Raw genomic sequence first — 19,886 nt, 5'->3', positions numbered from 1 at the left:
GACGCGCCGATGGGCGGTCCCGTACGTGCGTACGGGACCGCCCATCGGCGCATATGGAGGGGACGTTTCTGCCGGTCCGCGGGCCGGGCCCGCGGGGCGGTCAGCTCTCGTCGTGCGCGACCGCGCGCCGCGCGTCCGCGTCCAGCACACCCCAGCTGATGAGCTGCTCGGTCAGGACCGACGGCGACTGGTCGTAGATGACGGCCAGGGTGCGCAGGTCGTCCTGGCGGATCGACAGCACCTTGCCGTTGTAGTCGCCCCGCTGGCTCTGGATCGTCGCCGCGTACCGCTGGAGCGGGCCGGCCTTCTCCTGCGGCACGTGGGCCAGGCGCTCCAGGTCGAGAACGAGCTTCGGCGGCGGCTCGGCGGCACCGCCGGGCGTCGTGCCGGGAAGAAGCTCCTGGACCGGGACACCGTAGAAGTCCGCCAGCTCGGCGAGGCGCTGCACCGTGACGGCACGGTCTCCACGCTCGTACGAACCCACCACCACGGCCTTCCAACGGCCCTGGGACTTCTCCTCCACGCCGTGGAGAGAGAGGCCCTGCTGGGTGCGGATGGCGCGGAGTTTGGCCCCGAGCTGCTTTGCGTATTCGCTGGACATATAGCTCCCCGGACGCTGGAACATTGTGCGGCTCCGCCGCGTGGCTGGTAACTCACTGTGAGGTTACGCAGCGTTACTTGGATGCGTCAAGCCGGGGGCGCCGGACCGGGGTCCGTACCGGCCTCCGTACCGCCGTCCGTACCGCGCTCCGTACCGCCCCCGGGCGGCTTTCCGCAGGGGGTGGTGCCGAATGTGCCGTGGACCCCCTGCTAGCCTGAGTGGCGTAATTTCAGCGGTTTCGGTATTTCCGACGTCCTTTAAGGTCCGTCCCGTGAGGCGGAGAAGGAGGTCCGTTTCTCATGGACACCGGCAACATCCCCGGCAGTGACACGCACGGCGACACCGGCCGTACGGACAGCACGGCCCCAGCGGCTTCGGCGCGCCCCGTTCTGGAGGCACCCGACATCGCGCGGGTCCTGACCCGTATCGCCCACGAGATCGTCGAACGCGCCAAGGGCGCCGACGACGTCGTGCTCCTCGGCATTCCGACCCGCGGGGTCTTCCTGGCCCGCCGCCTCGCCGGAAAACTCGCCGAGATCACCGGCCGCACCATCCCGGTCGGCTCCCTCGACATCACCATGTACCGCGACGACCTGAGGCTGCGGCCCGCCCGCGCGCTGGCCCGCACCGACATTCCCGGGGACGGCGTCGACGGGCGCCTCGTCGTCCTCGTCGACGACGTGCTCTTCTCCGGCCGGACGATCCGCGCCGCCCTCGACGCGCTCGGCGACATCGGCCGCCCGCGCGCCGTCCAGCTCGCGGTCCTGGTCGACCGCGGCCACCGAGAGCTGCCGATCCGCGCCGACTACGTCGGCAAGAACCTCCCCACCTCGCTGCGGGAGACGGTCAAGGTCCAGCTCGCCGAGGAGGACGGCCGCGACACCGTGCTGCTCGGCCTCCAGCGGCCCGCCGAGTCCGGCGAGCGATAGCGGGCGCGGCCCGCCCCGTACGCCACCCATCCCGTACGGCTGCCTCCGCGCGCCCGCACGCGCGCACACCCCACCACACCGGAGCGCTCTTCCGATGCTGCGTCTTCCCGGGGCGAACCCCCGCACACCCGGCCACCTGATCTCCGCCGCCGACCTCAGCCGCGACGACGCCGTGCTGATCCTCGACACCGCCGAGGAGATGGCCCGGGTCGCCGACCGGCCCATCAAGAAACTGCCGACCCTGCGCGGCCGTACCGTCGTCAACCTCTTCTTCGAGGACTCGACCCGTACCCGGATCTCCTTCGAGGCCGCCGCCAAGCGGCTCTCCGCCGATGTGATCAACTTCTCGGCCAAGGGGTCGTCCGTCTCCAAGGGCGAGTCGCTCAAGGACACCGCGCTCACCCTGGAGGCGATGGGCGCCGACGCCGTCGTCATCCGGCACGGCGCCTCCGGCGCCCCGTACCGCCTCGCCACGTCCGGCTGGATCGACGGCGCGGTCGTCAACGCGGGCGACGGCACCCACGAACACCCGACCCAGGCCCTGCTGGACGCCTTCACGCTCCGCCGCAGGCTGGTCGGCGCGGACGCCGGGATCGGCCGTGACCTGGCCGGGCAGCGGGTCACCATCGTCGGCGACGTGCTGCACAGCCGCGTCGCCCGCTCCAACGTCCTGCTGCTGCACACGCTCGGCGCCCACGTCACCGTCGTCGCGCCGCCCACTCTCGTCCCCATCGGCGTCGAGCACTGGCCCTGCGAGGTCAGCTACGACCTGGACCGGGTGCTGCCCGCGTCCGACGCCGTGATGATGCTGCGGGTCCAGCGCGAACGGATGAACGCCGCCTTCTTCCCGACCGAGCGCGAGTACGCGCGGCGTTACGGTCTGAACGGGGAGCGGATGGGCCGGATGCCCGCGACGTCCGTCGTCATGCACCCCGGGCCGATGAACCGCGGCATGGAGATCACCGCGGAGGTCGCCGACTCCGACCGCTGCACGGCGGTCGAGCAGGTCACCAACGGCGTCTCCATCCGCATGGCCGTGCTCTACCTGCTGCTGGGCGGCAACGAGCCCGCCGTCACCACGTCCCGCCCGTCGTCCGAGCCGTCCCGCCCGTCACCCGAGGAGAACAAGTAACCATGAGCAAGATCCTTATCCGGGGCGCGCAGGTGCTCGGCGGCGACATCCAGGACGTACTGATCGACGGCGAGGTCATCGAGGCCGTGGGCACCGGTCTGGACGCCGGAGACGCCACCGTCGTGGAGGCCGCCGGACAGATCCTGCTGCCCGGCCTGGTCGACCTCCACACCCATCTGCGCGAGCCCGGCCGCGAGGACTCCGAAACCGTCCTGACCGGCACGAAGGCCGCCGCCGTCGGCGGCTTCACCGCCGTCCACGCCATGGCCAACACCTTCCCCGTCGCCGACACGGCCGGCGTCGTCGAGCAGGTCTGGCGGCTCGGCAAGGAGTCCGGCTACTGCGACGTGCAGCCCGTCGGCGCCGTCACCGTCGGCCTGGAGGGCAAGCACCTCGCCGAGCTGGGCGCCATGCACGACTCCGCCGCGGGCGTCCGGGTCTTCTCCGACGACGGCAAGTGCGTCGACGACGCGGTGATCATGCGCAGGGCGCTGGAGTACGTGAAGGCGTTCGACGGCGTCGTCGCCCAGCACGCCCAGGAACCGCGGCTCACCGAGGGCGCCCAGATGAACGAGGGCGTCGTCTCCGCGGAGCTGGGGCTCGGCGGCTGGCCCGCCGTCGCCGAGGAGTCGATCATCGCGCGCGACGTCCTGCTCGCCGCGCACGTCGGCTCCCGCGTGCACATCTGCCACCTCTCCACCGCGGGCTCCGTCGAGCTGGTCCGCTGGGCGAAGTCCAAGGGGTGGAACGTCACCGCCGAGGTCACCCCGCACCACCTCCTCCTCACCGACGAGCTCGTACGGTCGTACAACCCCGTCTACAAGGTGAACCCGCCGCTGCGCACCGAGGCCGACGTCCTCGCCCTGCGCGCGGCCCTCGCCGACGGCACGATCGACTGCGTCGCCACCGACCACGCGCCCCACCCGCACGAGGACAAGGACTGCGAGTGGGCCGCGGCGGCCATGGGCATGGTCGGCCTGGAGACCGCCCTGTCGGTGGTCCAGGAGACGATGGTCGAGACCGGGCTGCTGGACTGGGCGGGCGTCGCCGACCGGATGTCGTTCCGTCCGGCGCGCATCGGCCGCCTCGAAGGCCACGGCCGGCCCGTCTCGGCAGGCGAGCCCGCCAACCTGACCCTGGTGGATCCGGCATACCGTGGAGCCGTGGACCCCGCGGGCTTCGCCTCGCGCAGCCGTAACACCCCCTACGAGGGGCGTGAGCTGCCGGGACGTGTGACCCACACCTTCCTGCGGGGCCGGGCCACGGTCGTCGACGGGAATCTGGCGTGACAACTGCGAACCTTCTCCTCCCCCTGGCCGCCGAGCAGAAGTCGGCGGACGTGACCGACTGGGCCGCCCGGATCGGCTGGGTGGCCGGTCTGCTGCTCTTCGTCGCCTTCGTGTACTGGCTGATGCGCCAGGGCTGGAAGTGGCGCGGCAGCCTCCAGTCGGACCTGCCCGGGCTCCCCACGGCGCCGGACGACCCCGGTACGGCGCGGCTGACCATGGCGGGCCGCTACCACGGCTCCACGACCGCCGGGCAGTGGCTCGACCGGATCGTCGCCCACGGGCTCGGCGCCCGCAGCCGCGTGGAGCTGACGCTCACGGACGCGGGGCTCGACGTCGTACGACCCGGCGCGAACGACTTCTTCATCCCGGCCGATCGGCTGCGCGGGGCCCGGCTCGACAAGGGCATCGCGGGCAAGGTCCTCGCCGAGGGCGGGCTGCTGATCGTCACCTGGGAGCACGGCGAGCGGCTGATCGACTCCGGCTTCCGCTCCGACCGGTCCGCCGAACACGCGGCCTGGGTCGACGCCATGACCTCCCCGGACGAGTTCGTCACGGCGAACCGGTCCGGCACGGCGCCCGAGAGCGCCACCACGCACCACACCAGCACTACGGAAGGCCCCGCACGATGACCACCTCCATCCGGGGAACCGGCCGCGTTCCCGCCGTACTCGTCCTGGAGGACGGCCGCAGCTTCCGCGGCCGCGCCTACGGGGCCGTGGGGGAGACCTTCGGCGAGGCCGTCTTCTCCACCGGCATGACCGGCTACCAGGAGACCCTCACCGACCCGTCGTACCACCGCCAGGTCGTCGTGATGACGGCCCCGCACATCGGCAACACCGGCGTCAACGACGAGGACCCCGAGTCCCGGCGGATCTGGGTCTCCGGCTACGTCGTACGCGACCCCGCGCGCACCCCGTCCAACTGGCGCTCGCGCCGCTCCCTCGACGACGAACTGGTCGCCCAGGGCGTCGTCGGCATCAGCGGCGTCGACACCCGCGCCCTCACCCGCCACCTCCGCGAGCGCGGCGCCATGCGCGTCGGCATCTTCTCCGGGGAGTCCCTGGCGGACGAGGCGGCGCTGCTCGCCCGGGTCCGGCAGGCCCCGGAGATGACCGGCGCCGACCTCTCCGCCGAGGTCGCCACCGAGCAGCCGTACGTCGTCCCCGCCATCGGTGAGAAGCGCTTCACCGTCGCCGCGCTCGACCTCGGCATCAAGGGCATGACCCCGCACCGGATGGCCGAGCGCGGCATCGAGGTGCACGTCCTGCCCGCCACCGCCACGCTGGACGAGGTGTACGCGACCCGCCCCGACGGGGTCTTCCTCTCCAACGGGCCCGGCGACCCCGCCACCGCCGACCTCACCGTCGTCCGGGGCGTGCTGGAGCGCGGCACACCGCTCTTCGGGATCTGCTTCGGCAACCAGCTCCTCGGCCGCGCACTCGGCTTCGGCACGTACAAGCTGAAGTACGGGCACCGGGGCATCAACCAGCCGGTGCAGGACCGGACGACCGGCAAGGTCGAGGTGACCGCGCACAACCACGGCTTCGCCGTCGACGCCCCGCTCGACCGCGTCTCCGACACCCCCTACGGCCGCGCCGAGGTCTCGCACGTCTGCCTCAACGACAACGTCGTCGAAGGGCTCAGGCTGCTCGACCGGCCGGTCTTCAGCGTCCAGTACCACCCCGAGGCGGCCGCGGGCCCGCACGACGCCGCGTACCTGTTCGACCGCTTCACACAGCTCATGGAGGGCCAGCGTGCCTAAGCGCACCGATATCCAGTCCGTCCTGGTCATCGGTTCAGGACCGATCGTCATCGGCCAGGCCGCTGAGTTCGACTACTCCGGAACCCAGGCGTGCCGCGTCCTCAGGTCGGAGGGGCTGCGGGTCATCCTGGTCAACTCCAACCCCGCCACGATCATGACGGACCCGGAGATCGCCGACGCCACGTACGTCGAGCCGATCACCCCCGAGTACGTCGAGAAGATCATCGCGAAGGAGCGCCCCGACGCGCTGCTGCCCACCCTCGGCGGCCAGACCGCGCTGAACACCGCCATCGCGCTGCACGGCTCGGGCACCCTCGACAAGTACGGCGTCGAACTGATCGGCGCCAATGTCGAGGCCATCAACAAGGGCGAGGACCGCGACCTCTTCAAGGAGGTCGTCAAGGCCGTCCACGCCAAGATCGGCCACGGCGAGTCCGCCCGCTCGGTCATCTGCCACTCCATGGACGACGTCCTCGCCGGCGTCGACACGCTCGGCGGCTACCCCGTCGTCGTCCGCCCCTCCTTCACCATGGGCGGCGCCGGCTCCGGCTTCGCCCACACCGAGGAGGACCTGCGCCGGATCGCCGGACAGGGCCTGATGCTCTCGCCGACCACCGAGGTGCTCCTGGAGGAGTCCATCCTCGGCTGGAAGGAGTATGAGCTGGAGCTGATGCGCGACAAGCACGACAACGTCGTGGTCGTCTGCTCCATCGAGAACTTCGACCCCATGGGTGTGCACACCGGCGACTCGATCACCGTCGCGCCCGCCATGACGCTCACCGACCGCGAGTACCAGATCCTGCGGGACGTCGGCATCGCCGTGATCCGCGAGGTCGGCGTCGACACCGGCGGCTGCAACATCCAGTTCGCGGTCAACCCCGAGGACGGCCGCGTCATCGTCATCGAGATGAACCCGCGCGTCTCCCGCTCCTCCGCGCTCGCCTCCAAGGCCACCGGTTTCCCGATCGCCAAGATCGCCGCCCGGCTCGCCGTCGGCTACACGCTGGACGAGATCCCCAACGACATCACCGAGAAGACCCCGGCGTCCTTCGAGCCCACGCTCGACTACGTCGTCGTCAAGGTGCCGCGGTTCGCCTTCGAGAAGTTCCCGGCCGCCGACGCCAGCCTCACCACCACCATGAAGTCCGTCGGCGAGGCCATGGCCATCGGCCGCAACTTCACCGAGGCCCTCCAGAAGGCGCTGCGCTCCCTGGAGAAGGCCGGCAGCCAGTTCTCCTTCACCGGGGAACCCGGCGATCGTACGGAGCTGCTGGAGGCCGCAGGGATCCCCACCGACGGCCGGATCAACACCGTCATGCGGGCCATCAGGGCCGGGGCCACCCCCGAGGAGGTCTTCGACGCCACGAAGATCGACCCGTGGTTCGTCGACCAGCTCTTCCTGATCAAGGAGTACGCGGACGAGCTGGCCGCCGCCGAGCGGCTCGACGCCGGACTGCTCGCCGAGGCCAAGCGGCACGGCTTCTCCGACGCCCAGATCGCCATGATCCGCGGGCTGCGCGAGGACGTCGTCCGCGAGGTCCGGCACGCCCTCGGCGTACGCCCCGTCTACAAGACGGTCGACACCTGCGCCGCCGAGTTCGCCGCGAAGACCCCGTACTTCTACTCGTCGTACGACGAGGAGAGCGAGGTCGCGCCGCGCGAGAAGCCCGCCGTGATCATCCTCGGCTCCGGCCCCAACCGGATCGGCCAGGGCATCGAGTTCGACTACTCCTGCGTCCACGCCTCCTTCGCCCTGAGCGACGCCGGGTACGAGACCGTGATGGTCAACTGCAACCCGGAGACCGTCTCCACCGACTACGACACCTCCGACCGGCTGTACTTCGAGCCGCTCACCCTGGAGGACGTCCTGGAGATCGTGCACGCCGAGACGCTGGCGGGACCGGTCGCGGGCGTCGTCGTCCAGCTCGGCGGCCAGACCCCGCTCGGCCTCGCGCAGGCCCTCAAGGACAACGGCGTGCCCGTCGTCGGCACCTCCCCCGAGGCGATCCACGCCGCCGAGGACCGGGGCGCCTTCGGCCGGGTCCTCGCCGAGGCCGGCCTGCCCGCGCCCAAGCACGGCACCGCCACCACCTTCGCCGAGGCCAAGGCCATCGCGGACGAGATCGGCTACCCGGTCCTCGTCCGGCCCTCGTACGTCCTCGGCGGACGCGGCATGGAGATCGTGTACGACGAGACCAGGCTCTCCGCGTACATCGCCGAGTCCACCGAGATCAGTCCCACCCGCCCGGTCCTGGTGGACCGCTTCCTCGACGACGCCATCGAGATCGACGTCGACGCCCTCTACGACGGTACGGAGCTCTACCTCGGCGGCGTCATGGAGCACATCGAGGAGGCCGGCATCCACTCCGGCGACTCGGCGTGCGCCCTGCCGCCCATCACGCTCGGCGGCTTCGACATCAAGCGGCTGCGCGCCTCCACGGAGGCCATCGCCCGCGGTGTCGGCGTGCGCGGACTGATCAACATCCAGTTCGCGATGGCGGGCGACATCCTCTACGTCCTGGAGGCCAACCCGCGCGCCTCCCGCACCGTCCCCTTCACCTCGAAGGCGACCGCCGTACCGCTCGCGAAGGCCGCCGCCCGGATCTCCCTCGGCGCCACCGTCGCGGAGCTGCGTACGGAGGGGCTGCTGCCCGCGCAGGGCGACGGCGGCACGCTGCCGCTCGACGCGCCGATCTCCGTCAAGGAGGCCGTGATGCCCTGGTCGCGCTTCCGCGACATCCACGGCCGCGGCGTCGACACCGTCCTCGGCCCGGAGATGCGCTCCACCGGCGAGGTCATGGGCATCGACTCCGCCTTCGGCACGGCGTACGCCAAGTCGCAGGCCGGGGCGTACGGACCGCTGCCGGTCAAGGGCCGCGCCTTCATCTCCGTCGCCAACCGCGACAAGCGCTCGATGATCTTCCCGGCGCGCGAGCTGGTCGCCCACGGCTTCGAACTGCTGGCCACCTCCGGCACCGCCGAGGTCCTCAGGCGCAACGGCATCAACGCCACCGTCGTACGCAAGCAGAGCGAGGGCGAGGGCCCGGCCGGCGAGAAGACCATCGTCCAGCTCATCCACGACGGGGACGTCGACCTCATCGTCAACACCCCGTACGGCACCGGCGGCCGGCTCGACGGCTACGAGATCCGCACGGCGGCCGTGGCGCGCGGCATCCCCTGCCTCACGACGGTCCAGGCGCTGGCCGCCGCCGTCCAGGGCATCGACGCGCTCAAGCACGGTGACGTCGGCGTCCGCTCCCTCCAGGAGCACGCGGAGCACCTCACCGCGGCGCGCGAGGACTGATGCCCATGAATATCGCGGACAACACGAACACGATGTACCAGGTGCTCTTCCGGCTGGTCTTCCGGCGGATGGACCCCGAACAGACGCACCACCTGGCCTTCCGGTGGATCCGGCTCGCCGCCCGCGTCCCCGTGCTGCGCACCTTCGCCGCCGCCGCGCTCGCGCCCCGCTACGAGGAGCTGCGCACCGAGGCGTTCGGGCTGCGCATGCACGGCCCGTTCGGGCTCGCCGCGGGGTTCGACAAGAACGCCGTGGGCATCGACGGACTGGCGATGGCCGGCTTCGACCACGTCGAGATCGGCACCGTCACCGGCGAACCGCAGCCCGGCAACCCGAAGCAGCGGCTCTTCCGGCTCGTCCCCGACCGCGCGCTGATCAACCGCATGGGCTTCAACAACGAGGGCTCCGCCGCCGTGGCGGAGCGCCTCGCGGCCCGTACGGCCCGTAAGCCGGTCTTCAGGACGACCGTCGGCGTCAACATCGGCAAGACCAAGGTCGTCCCCGAAAGTGAGGCGGTTGCGGACTACGTGCTCTCCACGGAGCGCCTGGCCCGCCACGCCGACTACCTCGTGGTCAACGTCAGCTCGCCCAACACCCCCGGGCTGCGCAGCCTCCAGGCGGTCGACCAGCTCAGGCCGCTGCTCACCGCCGTACGCGAGGCCGCCGACCGCACGGTTCCCGGGCGCCGGGTGCCGCTGCTGGTCAAGATCGCGCCCGACCTGGCGGACGAGGACGTCGACGCCGTCGCCGACCTCGCCGTGGAGCTGGGCCTGGACGGCATCATCGCCACCAACACCACCATCGCCCGCGCGGGGCTCGGCCTCGTCTCCGGCCCCGAGCTGACCGCCGAGACCGGCGGGCTCTCCGGCGCGCCGCTCAAGGAGCGCTCCCTGGAGGTGCTGAGCCGCCTGTACGCGCGTGTGGGCGACCGGATCACCCTGGTGGGCGTCGGGGGCGTGGAGGACGCCGAGGACGCCTGGCAGCGCATCCTGGCCGGTGCCACGCTCGTCCAGGGATACAGCGCGTTCATCTACCGGGGCCCGTTCTGGAGCCGCGAGATCCACAAGGGGCTCGCGGCGCGGCTCGCGCTCTCCCCGTACGCCACGCTCGCCGAGGCCGTCGGCGCGGCCACGCGGTCCACCAGGGACACCGCGAACCGGAAGAAGGCCGAGGCATGACCGCACCACAGGCCCCCACGAGCACTCCGGGCCCCGCGCACCCCATGGCCCCCTTCGGCGCACGGCTGCGGCAGGCGATGGACCGCCGCGGCCCGCTCTGCGTCGGCATCGACCCACACGGCTCGCTCCTCACCGACTGGGGGCTGAACGACGACATCGCGGGCCTGGAGCGGTTCACCCGTACGACGGTGGAGGCGCTGGCCGACCGGGTCGCCGTGCTCAAGCCGCAGTCGGCGTTCTTCGAGCGCTTCGGGTCGCGGGGCATCGCCGTCCTGGAGAAGGCCGTCGCGGAGGCACGGGCGGCCGGGGCGCTGGTCCTGATGGACGCCAAGCGCGGCGACATCGGCTCCACGATGGGCGCGTACGCGGCGGCCTACCTGGACCCGGCCTCGCCGCTCTTCTCGGACGCCGTGACGCTCTCCCCGTACCTCGGCTTCGGCTCGCTGCGCCCGGCGCTGGACGCGGCCTCGGCGGCCGGCTGCGGGGTCTTCGTCCTCGGGCTGACCTCCAACCCGGAGGGCGCCGAGGTGCAGCGCGCCACCGCCGCCGACGGGCGCCCGCTCGCGGGGCTCATGCTCGGCCACATGGCCGCCGAGAACGCGGGCGCGACGCCGCTCGGCTCGGTCGGCGCCGTCGTGGGGGCCACCCTCGGTGATCTCGCGGACACGGGCGTGGACCTCGCGATCAACGGGCCGCTGCTGGCGCCCGGCATCGGCGCGCAGGGCGCGACGCCCGCGGATCTGCCCGCCGTCTTCGGCGCGGCGGTCGGCAACGTCGTACCGAGCGTCAGCCGGGGTGTTCTCCGACACGGTCCGGACGCAGGGGCGCTGCGGAAGGCCGCGGACCGCTTCGCGGACGACGTGAGAACGGCCGTCGGCGGTGACACGGCGGGCAGGTGACGGAGGCAATGCGCGGCTTCCTGTCCAAAAAGTTGGGCAAAATGACCAAAATGTCACCCCTGATCGATGCTGACCAGGACTTTTCGTCTGTTCTCGCTGACTCGGGCGGAGTTGGCCGCTAGTCTCCGTCGAGAGTCAACGCGCAGTTCGTTGCCCGTTGCTCGCCTGGTGTGGGGCGATTAGGTTCCTCACCGGTCCGTATCCGACAGTTCGACATCCGAGGTGACGTAGGCGTGGCTCTTCCGCCCCTTACCCCTGAACAGCGCGCAGCCGCGCTCGAAAAGGCCGCCGCGGCTCGCCGGGAGCGGGCCGAGGTCAAGAATCGACTCAAGCACTCCGGCGCTTCGCTCCATGACGTGATCAAGCAGGGTCAGGAGAACGACGTCATCGGGAAGATGAAGGTCTCCGCCCTCCTTGAGTCGCTGCCCGGCGTGGGCAAGGTCCGTGCCAAGCAGATCATGGAGCGGCTCGGGATCTCCGAGAGCCGTCGCGTGCGGGGTCTCGGCTCCAATCAGATCGCGTCCCTGGAGCGCGAGTTCGGCGGTGGCGGCGCCTGACGTTTCCGGGTTCCCCCGGGAACCTGGATAATCGCCGCATGGCAGCAGACGTACGACCGCGGCTGACCGTGCTCTCCGGCCCCTCCGGGGTCGGCAAGAGCACGGTCGTCGCGCATATGCGCAAGGTCCACCCCGAGGTATGGCTCTCGGTGTCGGCCACCACGAGAAAGCCGCGCCCCGGCGAACGCCACGGCGTCCAGTACTTCTTCGTCACCGACGACGAGTTCGACAAGTCGGTGGCCAACGGCGAACTGCTGGAATGGGCGGAGTTCGCGGGAAACCGCTACGGCACCCCGCGGCAGGCGGTCCTGGACCGGCTGGCCGCGGGGGAGCCCGTACTCCTGGAGATCGACCTCCAGGGCGCCCGGCAGGTCAAGGAGTCGATGCCGGAGTCCCGGCTGGTCTTCCTGGCCCCGCCGAGCTGGGACGAGCTGGTGCGCCGGCTCACCGGCCGGGGCACGGAATCGCCCGAGGTGATCGAGCGCAGGCTGGCGGCCGCGAAGGTGGAGCTGGCCGCCGAGTCGGAGTTCGATACGACGCTGGTCAACACCTCGGTCGAGGACGTCGCACGCGAGCTGCTAGCCTTGATGGCACTTGCATGATCTTTGGTGTGCCGTCCGGACACCGGGGGCCATCGGAATTGCGCGAAGCGCGAGAATCACCAGAACGACGGAATCATCAGAACCACGAGAATCATCAGAACCGCGAGGATTCTCCGAACCCCGAGGATTCCCCGGTCCGCGGTGCACGGTCCCGCACCCTCGGTGAGGGTGTGACCACAGTATTTCCCTGAAGTGTTTCCCTGAATTTTCTTCGGAAGGCAAGAGAGTGTCCTCTTCCATCACCACGCCCGAGGGCATCATCAACCCGCCGATCGATGAGCTGCTCGAAGCCACGGACTCGAAGTACAGCCTCGTGATCTACGCGGCCAAGCGCGCGCGCCAGATCAACGCGTACTACTCGCAGCTCGGTGAGGGCCTGCTTGAGTACGTCGGTCCGCTGGTGGACACCCACGTCCACGAGAAGCCGCTCTCGATCGCCCTGCGCGAGATCAACGCGGGTCTGCTGACCTCCGAGGCCATCGAGGGCCCGGCCCAGTAGGCGCCCAGGCATCACACGTTTTTCGGCACAGGCCCGGTGGAGCGACCGCCGGGCCTGTGGTGTGTCATGGGAGCTGTCACGTCCTTGTGGGGCCAGTGGAGGGGAAGTGGGCACGGTGGGCAAGCCGAAGGTCGTACTGGGGGTCGCCGGGGGGATCGCCGCGTACAAGGCGTGCGAGCTGCTGCGCCGGCTGACCGAGTCGGGCCATGACGTACGGGTCGTGCCGACCGACTCGGCGCTGCACTTCGTCGGGGCGGCGACCTGGTCGGCCCTGTCCGGCCATCCCGTCTCCACCGAGGTCTGGTCGGACGTCCACGAGGTGCCGCACGTACGGATCGGCCAGGGCGCCGACCTGGTCGTCGTCGCCCCGGCCACCGCCGACCTGCTCGCGAAGGCGGCGCACGGCCTGGCGGACGACCTGCTGACCAACACGCTCCTCACGGCCCGCTGTCCGGTCGTCTTCGCGCCCGCCATGCACACCGAGATGTGGGAGCACCCCGCCACCCAGGAGAACGTCGCGACCCTGCGCGCCCGGGGCGCCGTCGTCGTCGAGCCCGCCGTGGGCCGCCTCACGGGCGTCGACACCGGCAAGGGGCGGCTGCCGGACCCGGGCGAGATCTTCGAGCTCTGCCGCCGGATCCTGGCCCGTGGCGTCCCCGCGCCCGACCTGGCGGGACGCCATGTGGTGATCAGCGCGGGCGGTACGCGCGAGCCGCTCGACCCGGTCCGCTACCTGGGCAACCGCTCCTCGGGCAAGCAGGGGTACGCCCTGGCCCGTACGGCCGTGGCCCGGGGGGCCAGGGTCACGCTGATCGAGGCGAACACGGGACTGCCCGACCCGGCGGGCGTGGACATGGTCCACGTCGGCACCGCCGTACAGCTCCGGGAGGCCGTACTGAAGGCCGCCGCCGAGGCCGACGCGGTGGTCATGGCGGCGGCCGTGGCCGATTTCCGGCCGGCCGCCTACGCCACGGGCAAGATCAAGAAGAAGGACGGCGAGGAGCCCGCCCCGGTCGACCTCGTCCGCAACCCCGACATCCTCGCCGAGCTCGCCGCCGAGCGGCCCCGCCCGGGACAGGTGGTCGTCGGCTTCGCGGCGGAGACGGACGACGTCCTCGCCAACGGCCGGCGCAAGCTGCGGCGCAAGGGGTGCGACCTCCTCGTGGTCAACGAGGTCGGGGACCGCAAGGCGTTCGGTGCCGAGGAGAACGAGGCCGTCGTCCTCGCGGCCGACGGTGCGGAGACGCCCGTACCGTACGGTCCGAAGGAGACCCTGGCGGACGTGGTCTGGGACCTGGTGGTGCCCCGGGTGGTGGCCGGATAGGGCGGGGCGGCGGGGTGCCCGAGGCCACGGACGGCCTCGGCGACGGGCTCCCGTCCGCCGGCGCCGGCCAGGGCGGCGAGGAGCCTCCGGCCGGATGAATTTCTTTATTACGCACCCTTCCTCCCCCTGTGCCGCTTACGCGCCCTTCGTCACATCTTTCTCGGGGCTCTGGCCAGGGGCGATCACGGTGGCGCATAATGCGAGACCGCGAGCGTGGGGGCTCCCACAGATCGAGACACTTGCCCCCGTGGCCCGATTCGACCGATAAAGTGGTCGAGGACCGCCGCGGGGCGTGCAGCGCCCCGCACGTCCGCCAATGATCAGCCAGCAGCCGCTGCAACCTCAGGGAGCGATGTGTCCCGCCGTCTGTTCACCTCGGAGTCGGTGACCGAAGGTCACCCCGACAAGATCGCTGACCAGATCAGCGACACCATTCTCGACGCGCTCCTCCAGGAGGACCCGTCCTCCCGGGTCGCCGTGGAAACCTTGATCACCACCGGTCTGGTGCACGTCGCCGGCGAGGTGACCACCAAGGCGTACGCGCCGATCGCCCAGCTCGTGCGGAACAAGATCCTGGAGATCGGCTACGACTCGTCGAAGAAGGGCTTCGACGGTGCCTCCTGCGGCGTCTCGGTCTCCATCGGCGCGCAGTCGCCCGACATCGCACAGGGCGTCGACACGGCGTACGAGAAGCGGGTCGAGGGTGCCGCCGCGGGCGGGGACGACGACGAGCTGGACAAGCAGGGCGCCGGCGACCAGGGCCTGATGTTCGGCTACGCCTGCGACGAGACCCCCGAGCTGATGCCGCTCCCGATCCACCTCGCGCACCGGCTCTCGCGCCGCCTCTCCGAGGTCCGCAAGAACGGGACCATCCCGTACCTGCGCCCCGACGGCAAGACCCAGGTCACCATCGAGTACGACGGCGACAAGGCCGTACGCCTCGACACGGTCGTCGTCTCCTCGCAGCACGCGTCCGACATCGACCTGGACTCGCTGCTCGCCCCCGACGTCCGTGAGTTCGTCGTCGAGCACGTGCTCAAGGAGCTGGTGGACGACGGCATCAAGCTGGACACCGAGGGCTACCGCCTGCTGGTCAACCCGACCGGACGCTTCGAGATCGGCGGCCCGATGGGCGACGCCGGCCTCACCGGCCGCAAGATCATCATCGACACGTACGGCGGCATGGCCCGCCACGGCGGCGGCGCCTTCTCCGGCAAGGACCCGTCCAAGGTCGACCGCTCGGCGGCGTACGCGATGCGCTGGGTCGCCAAGAACGTCGTGGCCGCGGGCCTCGCCGCGCGCTGCGAGGTCCAGGTCGCGTACGCGATCGGCAAGGCGGAGCCGGTCGGCCTCTTCGTCGAGACCTTCGGCACGGCCACGGTCGAGCCGGAGAAGATCGAGCAGGCCATCGGCCAGGTCTTCGACCTCCGCCCGGCGGCGATCATCCGCGACCTCGACCTGCTGCGCCCGATCTACGCCCGGACGGCGGCGTACGGCCACTTCGGCCGCGAGCTCCCCGAGTTCACCTGGGAGCGCACGGACCGCGTGGACGCGCTGCGCGAGGCCGCGGGCGTCTGAGCCGCGGACCGCGTTCCTGAGCGAGGCCCCGGACACCACCTCGGTGTCCGGGGCCTCGCTGTCGGCCGGGGGCGAAGCTCACGGAGAGGGCCTGGGGCGTGTTTCGAAAGGAGCGCCGTCCGCCCGTAGGGCGGGGCTTGCGGCGTCTGGTGCACTGCACTCGCTCCGCTCGCTCCGTCTCGGCACCTTGATTCGTCCTGTGGACGCCGAGCGCGATCGCAAGGCGGAGGATCGGCGCCCTCGATGGCCTGGCCGTACGTGGACGACTCCGACAACGCAGCGAGCGTGCCTGCCAGACGCCGCGAGCCAGGCGGGACTTTCGAAACACGCCCTAGCGGCCGATCTTGTCCAGCTCGGCGAGATCCTCGCCGGAGAGTGAGAGTCCCGCGCCGGTGAGGTTCTCGCGCAGGTGCTCCGCCGACGACGTGCCGGGAATCAGCAGGATGTTCGGTGACCGCTGCAACAGCCAGGCCAGGGCGACCGGCATAGGTGTCGAATCCAACCGGGCGGCGACGGCCGAGAGCGCCGAGGACTGCAGGGGGCTGAAGCCGCCGAGTGGGAAGAAGGGCACGTAGGCGACGCCCTCTTCGGCGAGCATGTCGATCAGCTCGTCGTCCTGGCGGTGGGCGAGGTTGTACATGTTCTGCACGCACACGATCGGCGCGATGGACCGTGCCTCGGCGACCTGTTCCGCCGTCGCGTTGCTTACCCCCAGGTGCCGGATCAGGCCCTGCTCCTGGAGTTCGACCAGCGTCTCGAACGCCTCGGCGAGTGAGCCGGACTGTGGCCCTTCGGCGTTGCCGAGCCGGAGGTTGACCACGTCGAGCGCCTCAAGGCCGAGGCCGGCAAGGTTCTCGCGGACGGAGCGGCGCAGGTCTTCGGGCTCTCGGGCCGTGGGCCAGCCGCCCTGTCCGTCGCGGGTCGCGCCGACCTTGGTCACGATGTGCAGCGACGCGGGGTACGGGTGCAGCGCTTGGCGGATCAGTTGATTGGTCACGCGCGGCCCGTAGGCGTCGCTCGTGTCGATATGGGTGATCCCGAGGCCGACGACCTCGCGGAGGACGCCGAGTGCGCGGTCCTGGTCGGCAGGCGGCCCCATGACCCCGGGACCGGCGAGCTGCATGGCGCCGTAGCCGAACCGGGTGACGGTCAGATCACCCAGAGACCAGGTGCCGCCGGGAAGCGAAGGGGAGTAGGTGTTCATGCCCCGTGCCTTTCGTGCTGAGGTGAGTGATGGTGCCCAATGGCTCCTTGCGTCACTATGGGGAGGTAACTCCCTGATGGGAAGTAGGCACTCTGGAGTGCGTAAGGCACCCGCGAGTTGAAGGAGCGGTCGATGGTCACGACGACGGAGGCCCAGAAGAAGGCACAGGCCAAGGCCGCATACGATGCCTTCCTGGCCGCATGCCCCAGCCGCAAGCTGCTCGACCGGATCTCCGACAAATGGGTCACGCTGATTCTGGCCGCCCTGGGCAGTGACGGTTCGCATCAGTTCGGCGCCGACTGCGCCGGTGAACCCCGGTCGATGCGCTACTCGGAGCTGCATCGCCTGCTGGCAGGCGTCAGCCAGAAGATGCTGACCCAAACGCTGCGCTCCTTGGAGCGTGACGGGCTCGTCACCCGCACCGTGGTGCCTACCGTGCCCGTCACGGTCTCCTACGAGCTGACCGACCTCGGTCTCTCCCTGCACCGGATGATGCGCGGCCTCAAGTCCTGGGCCGAGACACATATGGACGATGTCCTCGCCAACCGCTCGGCATACGACACCCGCGTCGTCTGAACCGGGGACCGGGCACCGCACCGGGCGAACGGTGTCGGTGGCGTCTGGTAGGTATGAAGCTGTGAGCAGCGACAACGAGCGGCCCGACGAACCCGCCGGTGGTGGGCCCGAGCAGCTTGCGCTCATTCGGGAGAGTGTGCGGAAGGCGAAGGTGCCGCGGGCCAAGCCGCGGACCTGGCGGGGGGCCGCGCTGGCCGGGGGGTTGCCGGTGGCGCGGGTGGTGGTGAACAAGGGGGTGCTCCATCTCGACCAGTTCTTCGACTACGCCGTGCCCGAGGAACTGGACGAGGCGGCGCAGCCCGGGGTGCGGGTGCGGGTGCGGTTCGGGGCCGGGGCGCATCAGGTGCGGGGCGGGCGGCGTGAGGGCGGCCGGCTGATCGACGGGTTCGTGGTGGAGCGGCGGGCCGAGTCGGACTACGCGGGGCCGCTCGCCGCGCTGGCCGGGGTCGTGTCCACCGAGCCGGTGCTCAGCCCGGAGCTGCTGGGGCTGGCGCGGGCCGTCGCCGACCGGTACGCGGGGAGCCTCGCGGACGTGCTCCAGCTCGCCGTGCCGCCGCGGAACGCGCGCGCCGAGGCGAAGCCGTCGCCGGAGCCGGCCCCGCCGCCCGCCGCGCCGGAGCCGGGAGGCTGGGAGCGGTATGCGAACGGGCCCGCGTTCCTCGGCGCGCTCGCGGGAGGTGGCGCGCCGCGCGCGGTGTGGACCGCGCTGCCGGGGCCGGGCTGGGCGGACGAGCTGGCGCGGGCCGTCGCCGCGACGCTCGCCTCGGGGCGGGGCGCGCTCGTCGTCGTACCGGACGGGCGGATCGCGGCGCGGGCCGACGCCGCGCTGACGGCGCTGCTGGGCGAGGGGCGGCACGCGCTGCTCACGGCGGAGGCCGGGCCCGAGAAGCGCTACCGGGAGTGGCTCGCGGTCCGGCGCGGCGCGGTGCGGGCGGTCGTCGGGACCCGTGCGGCCATGTTCGCGCCCGTCCGGGACCTGGGGCTGGTGGCCATCTGGGACGACGGTGACTCCAGCCACAGCGAGCCGCACGCCCCCCAGCCGCACGCCCGCGAGGTGCTGCTGCTGCGCGCCGCGCACGACAAGTGCGGCTTCCTGCTGGGCAGTACGTCGTGCACGGTCGAGGCGGCCCAGCTCGTCTCCACGGGCTGGGCGCTGCCGCTGGCGGCGGGCCGGGAGCAGGTGCGTACGGCCGCGCCGCTGGTGCGCACCATCGGCGACGGTGAGCTGGCGCGCGACGAGGCGGCGCGGGCGGCCCGGCTGCCCAGCCTCGCCTGGGGGGCCGTCAGGGACGGGCTGCGCAGCGGCCCGGTGCTGGTGCAGGTGCCCCGCCGCGGCTATGTGCCCCGGCTGGCCTGCGAGCTCTGCCGTACCCCGGCCCGGTGCCGGCACTGCGCGGGGCCGCTGGAGGCCCCGCGCGAGCGGGAGCTGCACTGCGGCTGGTGCGGACGTGAGGAGCCGGACTGGCACTGCGCCGCCTGCGGGAGTCCCCGGCTGCGCGCGCGGATCGTGGGGGCACGGCGTACGGCGGAGGAGCTGGGCAGGGCCTTCCCGGCCGTCCCGGTCCGTACGTCGGGACGCGACCATGTGCTCGACTCCGTGCCGGGGCGCCCCGCGCTCGTCGTCAGCACGCCGGGCGCCGAGCCCGTCGCGGAGGGCGGCTACGCGGCGGCGCTGCTGCTCGACGGCTGGGCGATGCTCGGCCGCCCCGATCTGCGGGCGGGCGAGGAGGCGCTGCGCCGCTGGACGCAGGCGGCGTCCCTGGTCCGGGGGCAGGGCGAGGGCGGCACGGTGGTGGTGGTCGCCGAACCGACCCTGCGGCCGGTGCAGGCGCTGGTCCGCTGGGACCCGGTGGGGCACGCGCGGCGTGAGCTGGCCGAGCGGACCGAGCTGGGGTTCCCCCCGGTGTCACGAATGGCCGCCGTGGTGGGGCGCACGGAGGCGGTGGGCGCGTTCCTCACCTCGGCCGAACTGCCGGGCGACGCCGAGGTGCTGGGGCCCGTACCACTGCCCATGACCGACCCGGGCCGGCCGCGCAGACCGGGCGATCCGCCGCCGGGGGAGCGCTGGGAGCGCGCTCTGCTCCGGGTGCCGCCGGGCAGCGGCGCCGCGCTGGCACGGGCGCTGAAGGCGGCTCAGGCGGCGCGGATGTCGCGGGGCGGCGGCGATCCGGTGCGGATCAGGATCGATCCCCCGGACATCGGCTGAGGCCGCGACAGGACGGGGCGGAACGGACGGGACGGGACAGACGGGGCGGGAGGACGGGACGGAGCGGTACGGCGCGGCGGTGCAGAACGGAGCGGAGCGCGGCGGTGCAGAACGGAGCGGAGCGCGGCGGTGCAGAACGGAGCGGAGCGCGGCGGTGCGGCCGGGCGGCTGCCCCCCACAGTGCGTCACATTTGGCAGGCTGTCCCGGCAACATGGGGGGCGTGACACCAGCGGCTACCGGCCGCC

General features: G+C 71.7%; 17 protein-coding genes. 15 read left to right on the top strand and 2 right to left on the bottom strand.

Going from position 1 to position 19,886, the window contains the following annotated elements:
- Positions 1 to 100 precede the first annotated feature (100 nt).
- A complete protein-coding gene (bldD, locus tag AB0P17_RS21450; protein ID WP_329828429.1) occupies positions 101 to 601 on the bottom strand; it encodes a transcriptional regulator BldD in 501 nt (166 codons plus the stop codon).
- Between the two features lie 299 nt (positions 602 to 900).
- Between bldD and pyrR the strand changes: the two genes are divergently transcribed.
- The 13 genes from pyrR to metK all read left to right on the top strand — a co-directional run bounded on the left by pyrR (position 901) and on the right by metK (position 15,654).
- A complete protein-coding gene (gene pyrR, locus AB0P17_RS21445; protein ID WP_365813193.1) occupies positions 901 to 1,530 on the top strand; it encodes a bifunctional pyr operon transcriptional regulator/uracil phosphoribosyltransferase PyrR in 630 nt (209 codons plus the stop codon).
- A gap of 94 nt (positions 1,531 to 1,624) precedes the next feature.
- Positions 1,625 to 2,662 (top strand): aspartate carbamoyltransferase catalytic subunit, encoded by a 1,038-nt coding sequence (locus AB0P17_RS21440; RefSeq protein ID WP_365813192.1) that lies wholly within the window; start codon positions 1,625 to 1,627, stop codon positions 2,660 to 2,662.
- A 2-nt stretch (positions 2,663 to 2,664) separates the two neighbouring features.
- A complete protein-coding gene (locus AB0P17_RS21435) occupies positions 2,665 to 3,951 on the top strand; it encodes a dihydroorotase (RefSeq protein WP_365813191.1) in 1,287 nt (428 codons plus the stop codon).
- Positions 3,948 to 4,580, top strand: a complete 633-nt coding sequence (locus AB0P17_RS21430) for a hypothetical protein (RefSeq protein WP_365813190.1) — start codon at positions 3,948 to 3,950, stop codon at positions 4,578 to 4,580. Before AB0P17_RS21435 ends, AB0P17_RS21430 begins: the two co-directional genes overlap by 4 nt.
- The gene (gene carA, locus AB0P17_RS21425) at positions 4,577 to 5,713 is read left to right on the top strand and encodes a glutamine-hydrolyzing carbamoyl-phosphate synthase small subunit (protein WP_365813188.1); all 1,137 of its coding nucleotides are present in this window, start codon (positions 4,577 to 4,579) and stop codon (positions 5,711 to 5,713) included. The genes AB0P17_RS21430 and carA overlap by 4 nt, the downstream gene beginning before the upstream one ends.
- Complete coding sequence (gene carB / locus AB0P17_RS21420) at positions 5,706 to 9,017, top strand: carbamoyl-phosphate synthase large subunit (RefSeq protein ID WP_365813186.1); 3,312 nt, start codon at positions 5,706 to 5,708, stop codon at positions 9,015 to 9,017. Before carA ends, carB begins: the two co-directional genes overlap by 8 nt.
- A 32-nt stretch (positions 9,018 to 9,049) precedes the next feature.
- Positions 9,050 to 10,195 (top strand): quinone-dependent dihydroorotate dehydrogenase, encoded by a 1,146-nt coding sequence (locus AB0P17_RS21415; RefSeq protein ID WP_365813384.1) that lies wholly within the window; start codon positions 9,050 to 9,052, stop codon positions 10,193 to 10,195.
- Between the two features lie 44 nt (positions 10,196 to 10,239).
- Positions 10,240 to 11,094, top strand: coding sequence for an orotidine-5'-phosphate decarboxylase (gene pyrF / locus AB0P17_RS21410; protein ID WP_365813383.1), 855 nt, complete (start codon positions 10,240 to 10,242; stop codon positions 11,092 to 11,094).
- A gap of 233 nt (positions 11,095 to 11,327) precedes the next feature.
- Positions 11,328 to 11,651, top strand: coding sequence for an integration host factor (locus AB0P17_RS21405; protein WP_329828420.1), 324 nt, complete (start codon positions 11,328 to 11,330; stop codon positions 11,649 to 11,651).
- Positions 11,652 to 11,689: 38 nt separating this feature from the next.
- Positions 11,690 to 12,253: a guanylate kinase gene (gmk, locus tag AB0P17_RS21400; RefSeq protein WP_365813184.1), complete on the top strand. Its 564-nt coding sequence runs from the start codon at positions 11,690 to 11,692 to the stop codon at positions 12,251 to 12,253.
- A gap of 226 nt (positions 12,254 to 12,479) precedes the next feature.
- On the top strand, positions 12,480 to 12,752 hold the full coding sequence (gene rpoZ / locus AB0P17_RS21395) for a DNA-directed RNA polymerase subunit omega (RefSeq protein WP_003970369.1): 273 nt from the start codon (positions 12,480 to 12,482) through the stop codon (positions 12,750 to 12,752).
- A 115-nt stretch (positions 12,753 to 12,867) separates the two neighbouring features.
- Positions 12,868 to 14,076 carry a bifunctional phosphopantothenoylcysteine decarboxylase/phosphopantothenate--cysteine ligase CoaBC gene (coaBC, locus tag AB0P17_RS21390; protein ID WP_365813381.1) on the top strand — a complete coding sequence of 403 codons (1,209 nt, stop codon included), beginning with the start codon at positions 12,868 to 12,870 and terminating at the stop codon, positions 14,074 to 14,076.
- 354 nt (positions 14,077 to 14,430) lie between these two features.
- Positions 14,431 to 15,654: a methionine adenosyltransferase gene (metK, locus tag AB0P17_RS21385; protein ID WP_365813182.1), complete on the top strand. Its 1,224-nt coding sequence runs from the start codon at positions 14,431 to 14,433 to the stop codon at positions 15,652 to 15,654.
- A gap of 331 nt (positions 15,655 to 15,985) precedes the next feature.
- Here metK and AB0P17_RS21380 read toward each other — a convergent pair whose 3' ends face one another.
- Positions 15,986 to 16,858, bottom strand: coding sequence for an aldo/keto reductase family oxidoreductase (locus AB0P17_RS21380; protein WP_365813180.1), 873 nt, complete (start codon positions 16,856 to 16,858; stop codon positions 15,986 to 15,988).
- Between the two features lie 132 nt (positions 16,859 to 16,990).
- On the opposite strand from AB0P17_RS21380, the gene AB0P17_RS21375 reads away from it, so the two are divergent.
- Together AB0P17_RS21375 and AB0P17_RS21370 are read left to right on the top strand one after the other, a co-directional pair.
- Positions 16,991 to 17,434, top strand: a complete 444-nt coding sequence (locus tag AB0P17_RS21375) for a helix-turn-helix domain-containing protein (RefSeq protein WP_365813179.1) — start codon at positions 16,991 to 16,993, stop codon at positions 17,432 to 17,434.
- Between the two features lie 61 nt (positions 17,435 to 17,495).
- Positions 17,496 to 19,640, top strand: a complete 2,145-nt coding sequence (locus AB0P17_RS21370) for a primosomal protein N' (RefSeq protein ID WP_365813177.1) — start codon at positions 17,496 to 17,498, stop codon at positions 19,638 to 19,640.
- Positions 19,641 to 19,886: the final 246 nt, after the last annotated feature.

This window comes from Streptomyces sp. NPDC088124, assembly GCF_040685895.1.
Classification (GTDB): domain Bacteria; phylum Actinomycetota; class Actinomycetes; order Streptomycetales; family Streptomycetaceae; genus Streptomyces.
Note: the sequence above shows the minus strand (reverse complement) of the source record. Positions and strands in the feature narration are given on the sequence as shown.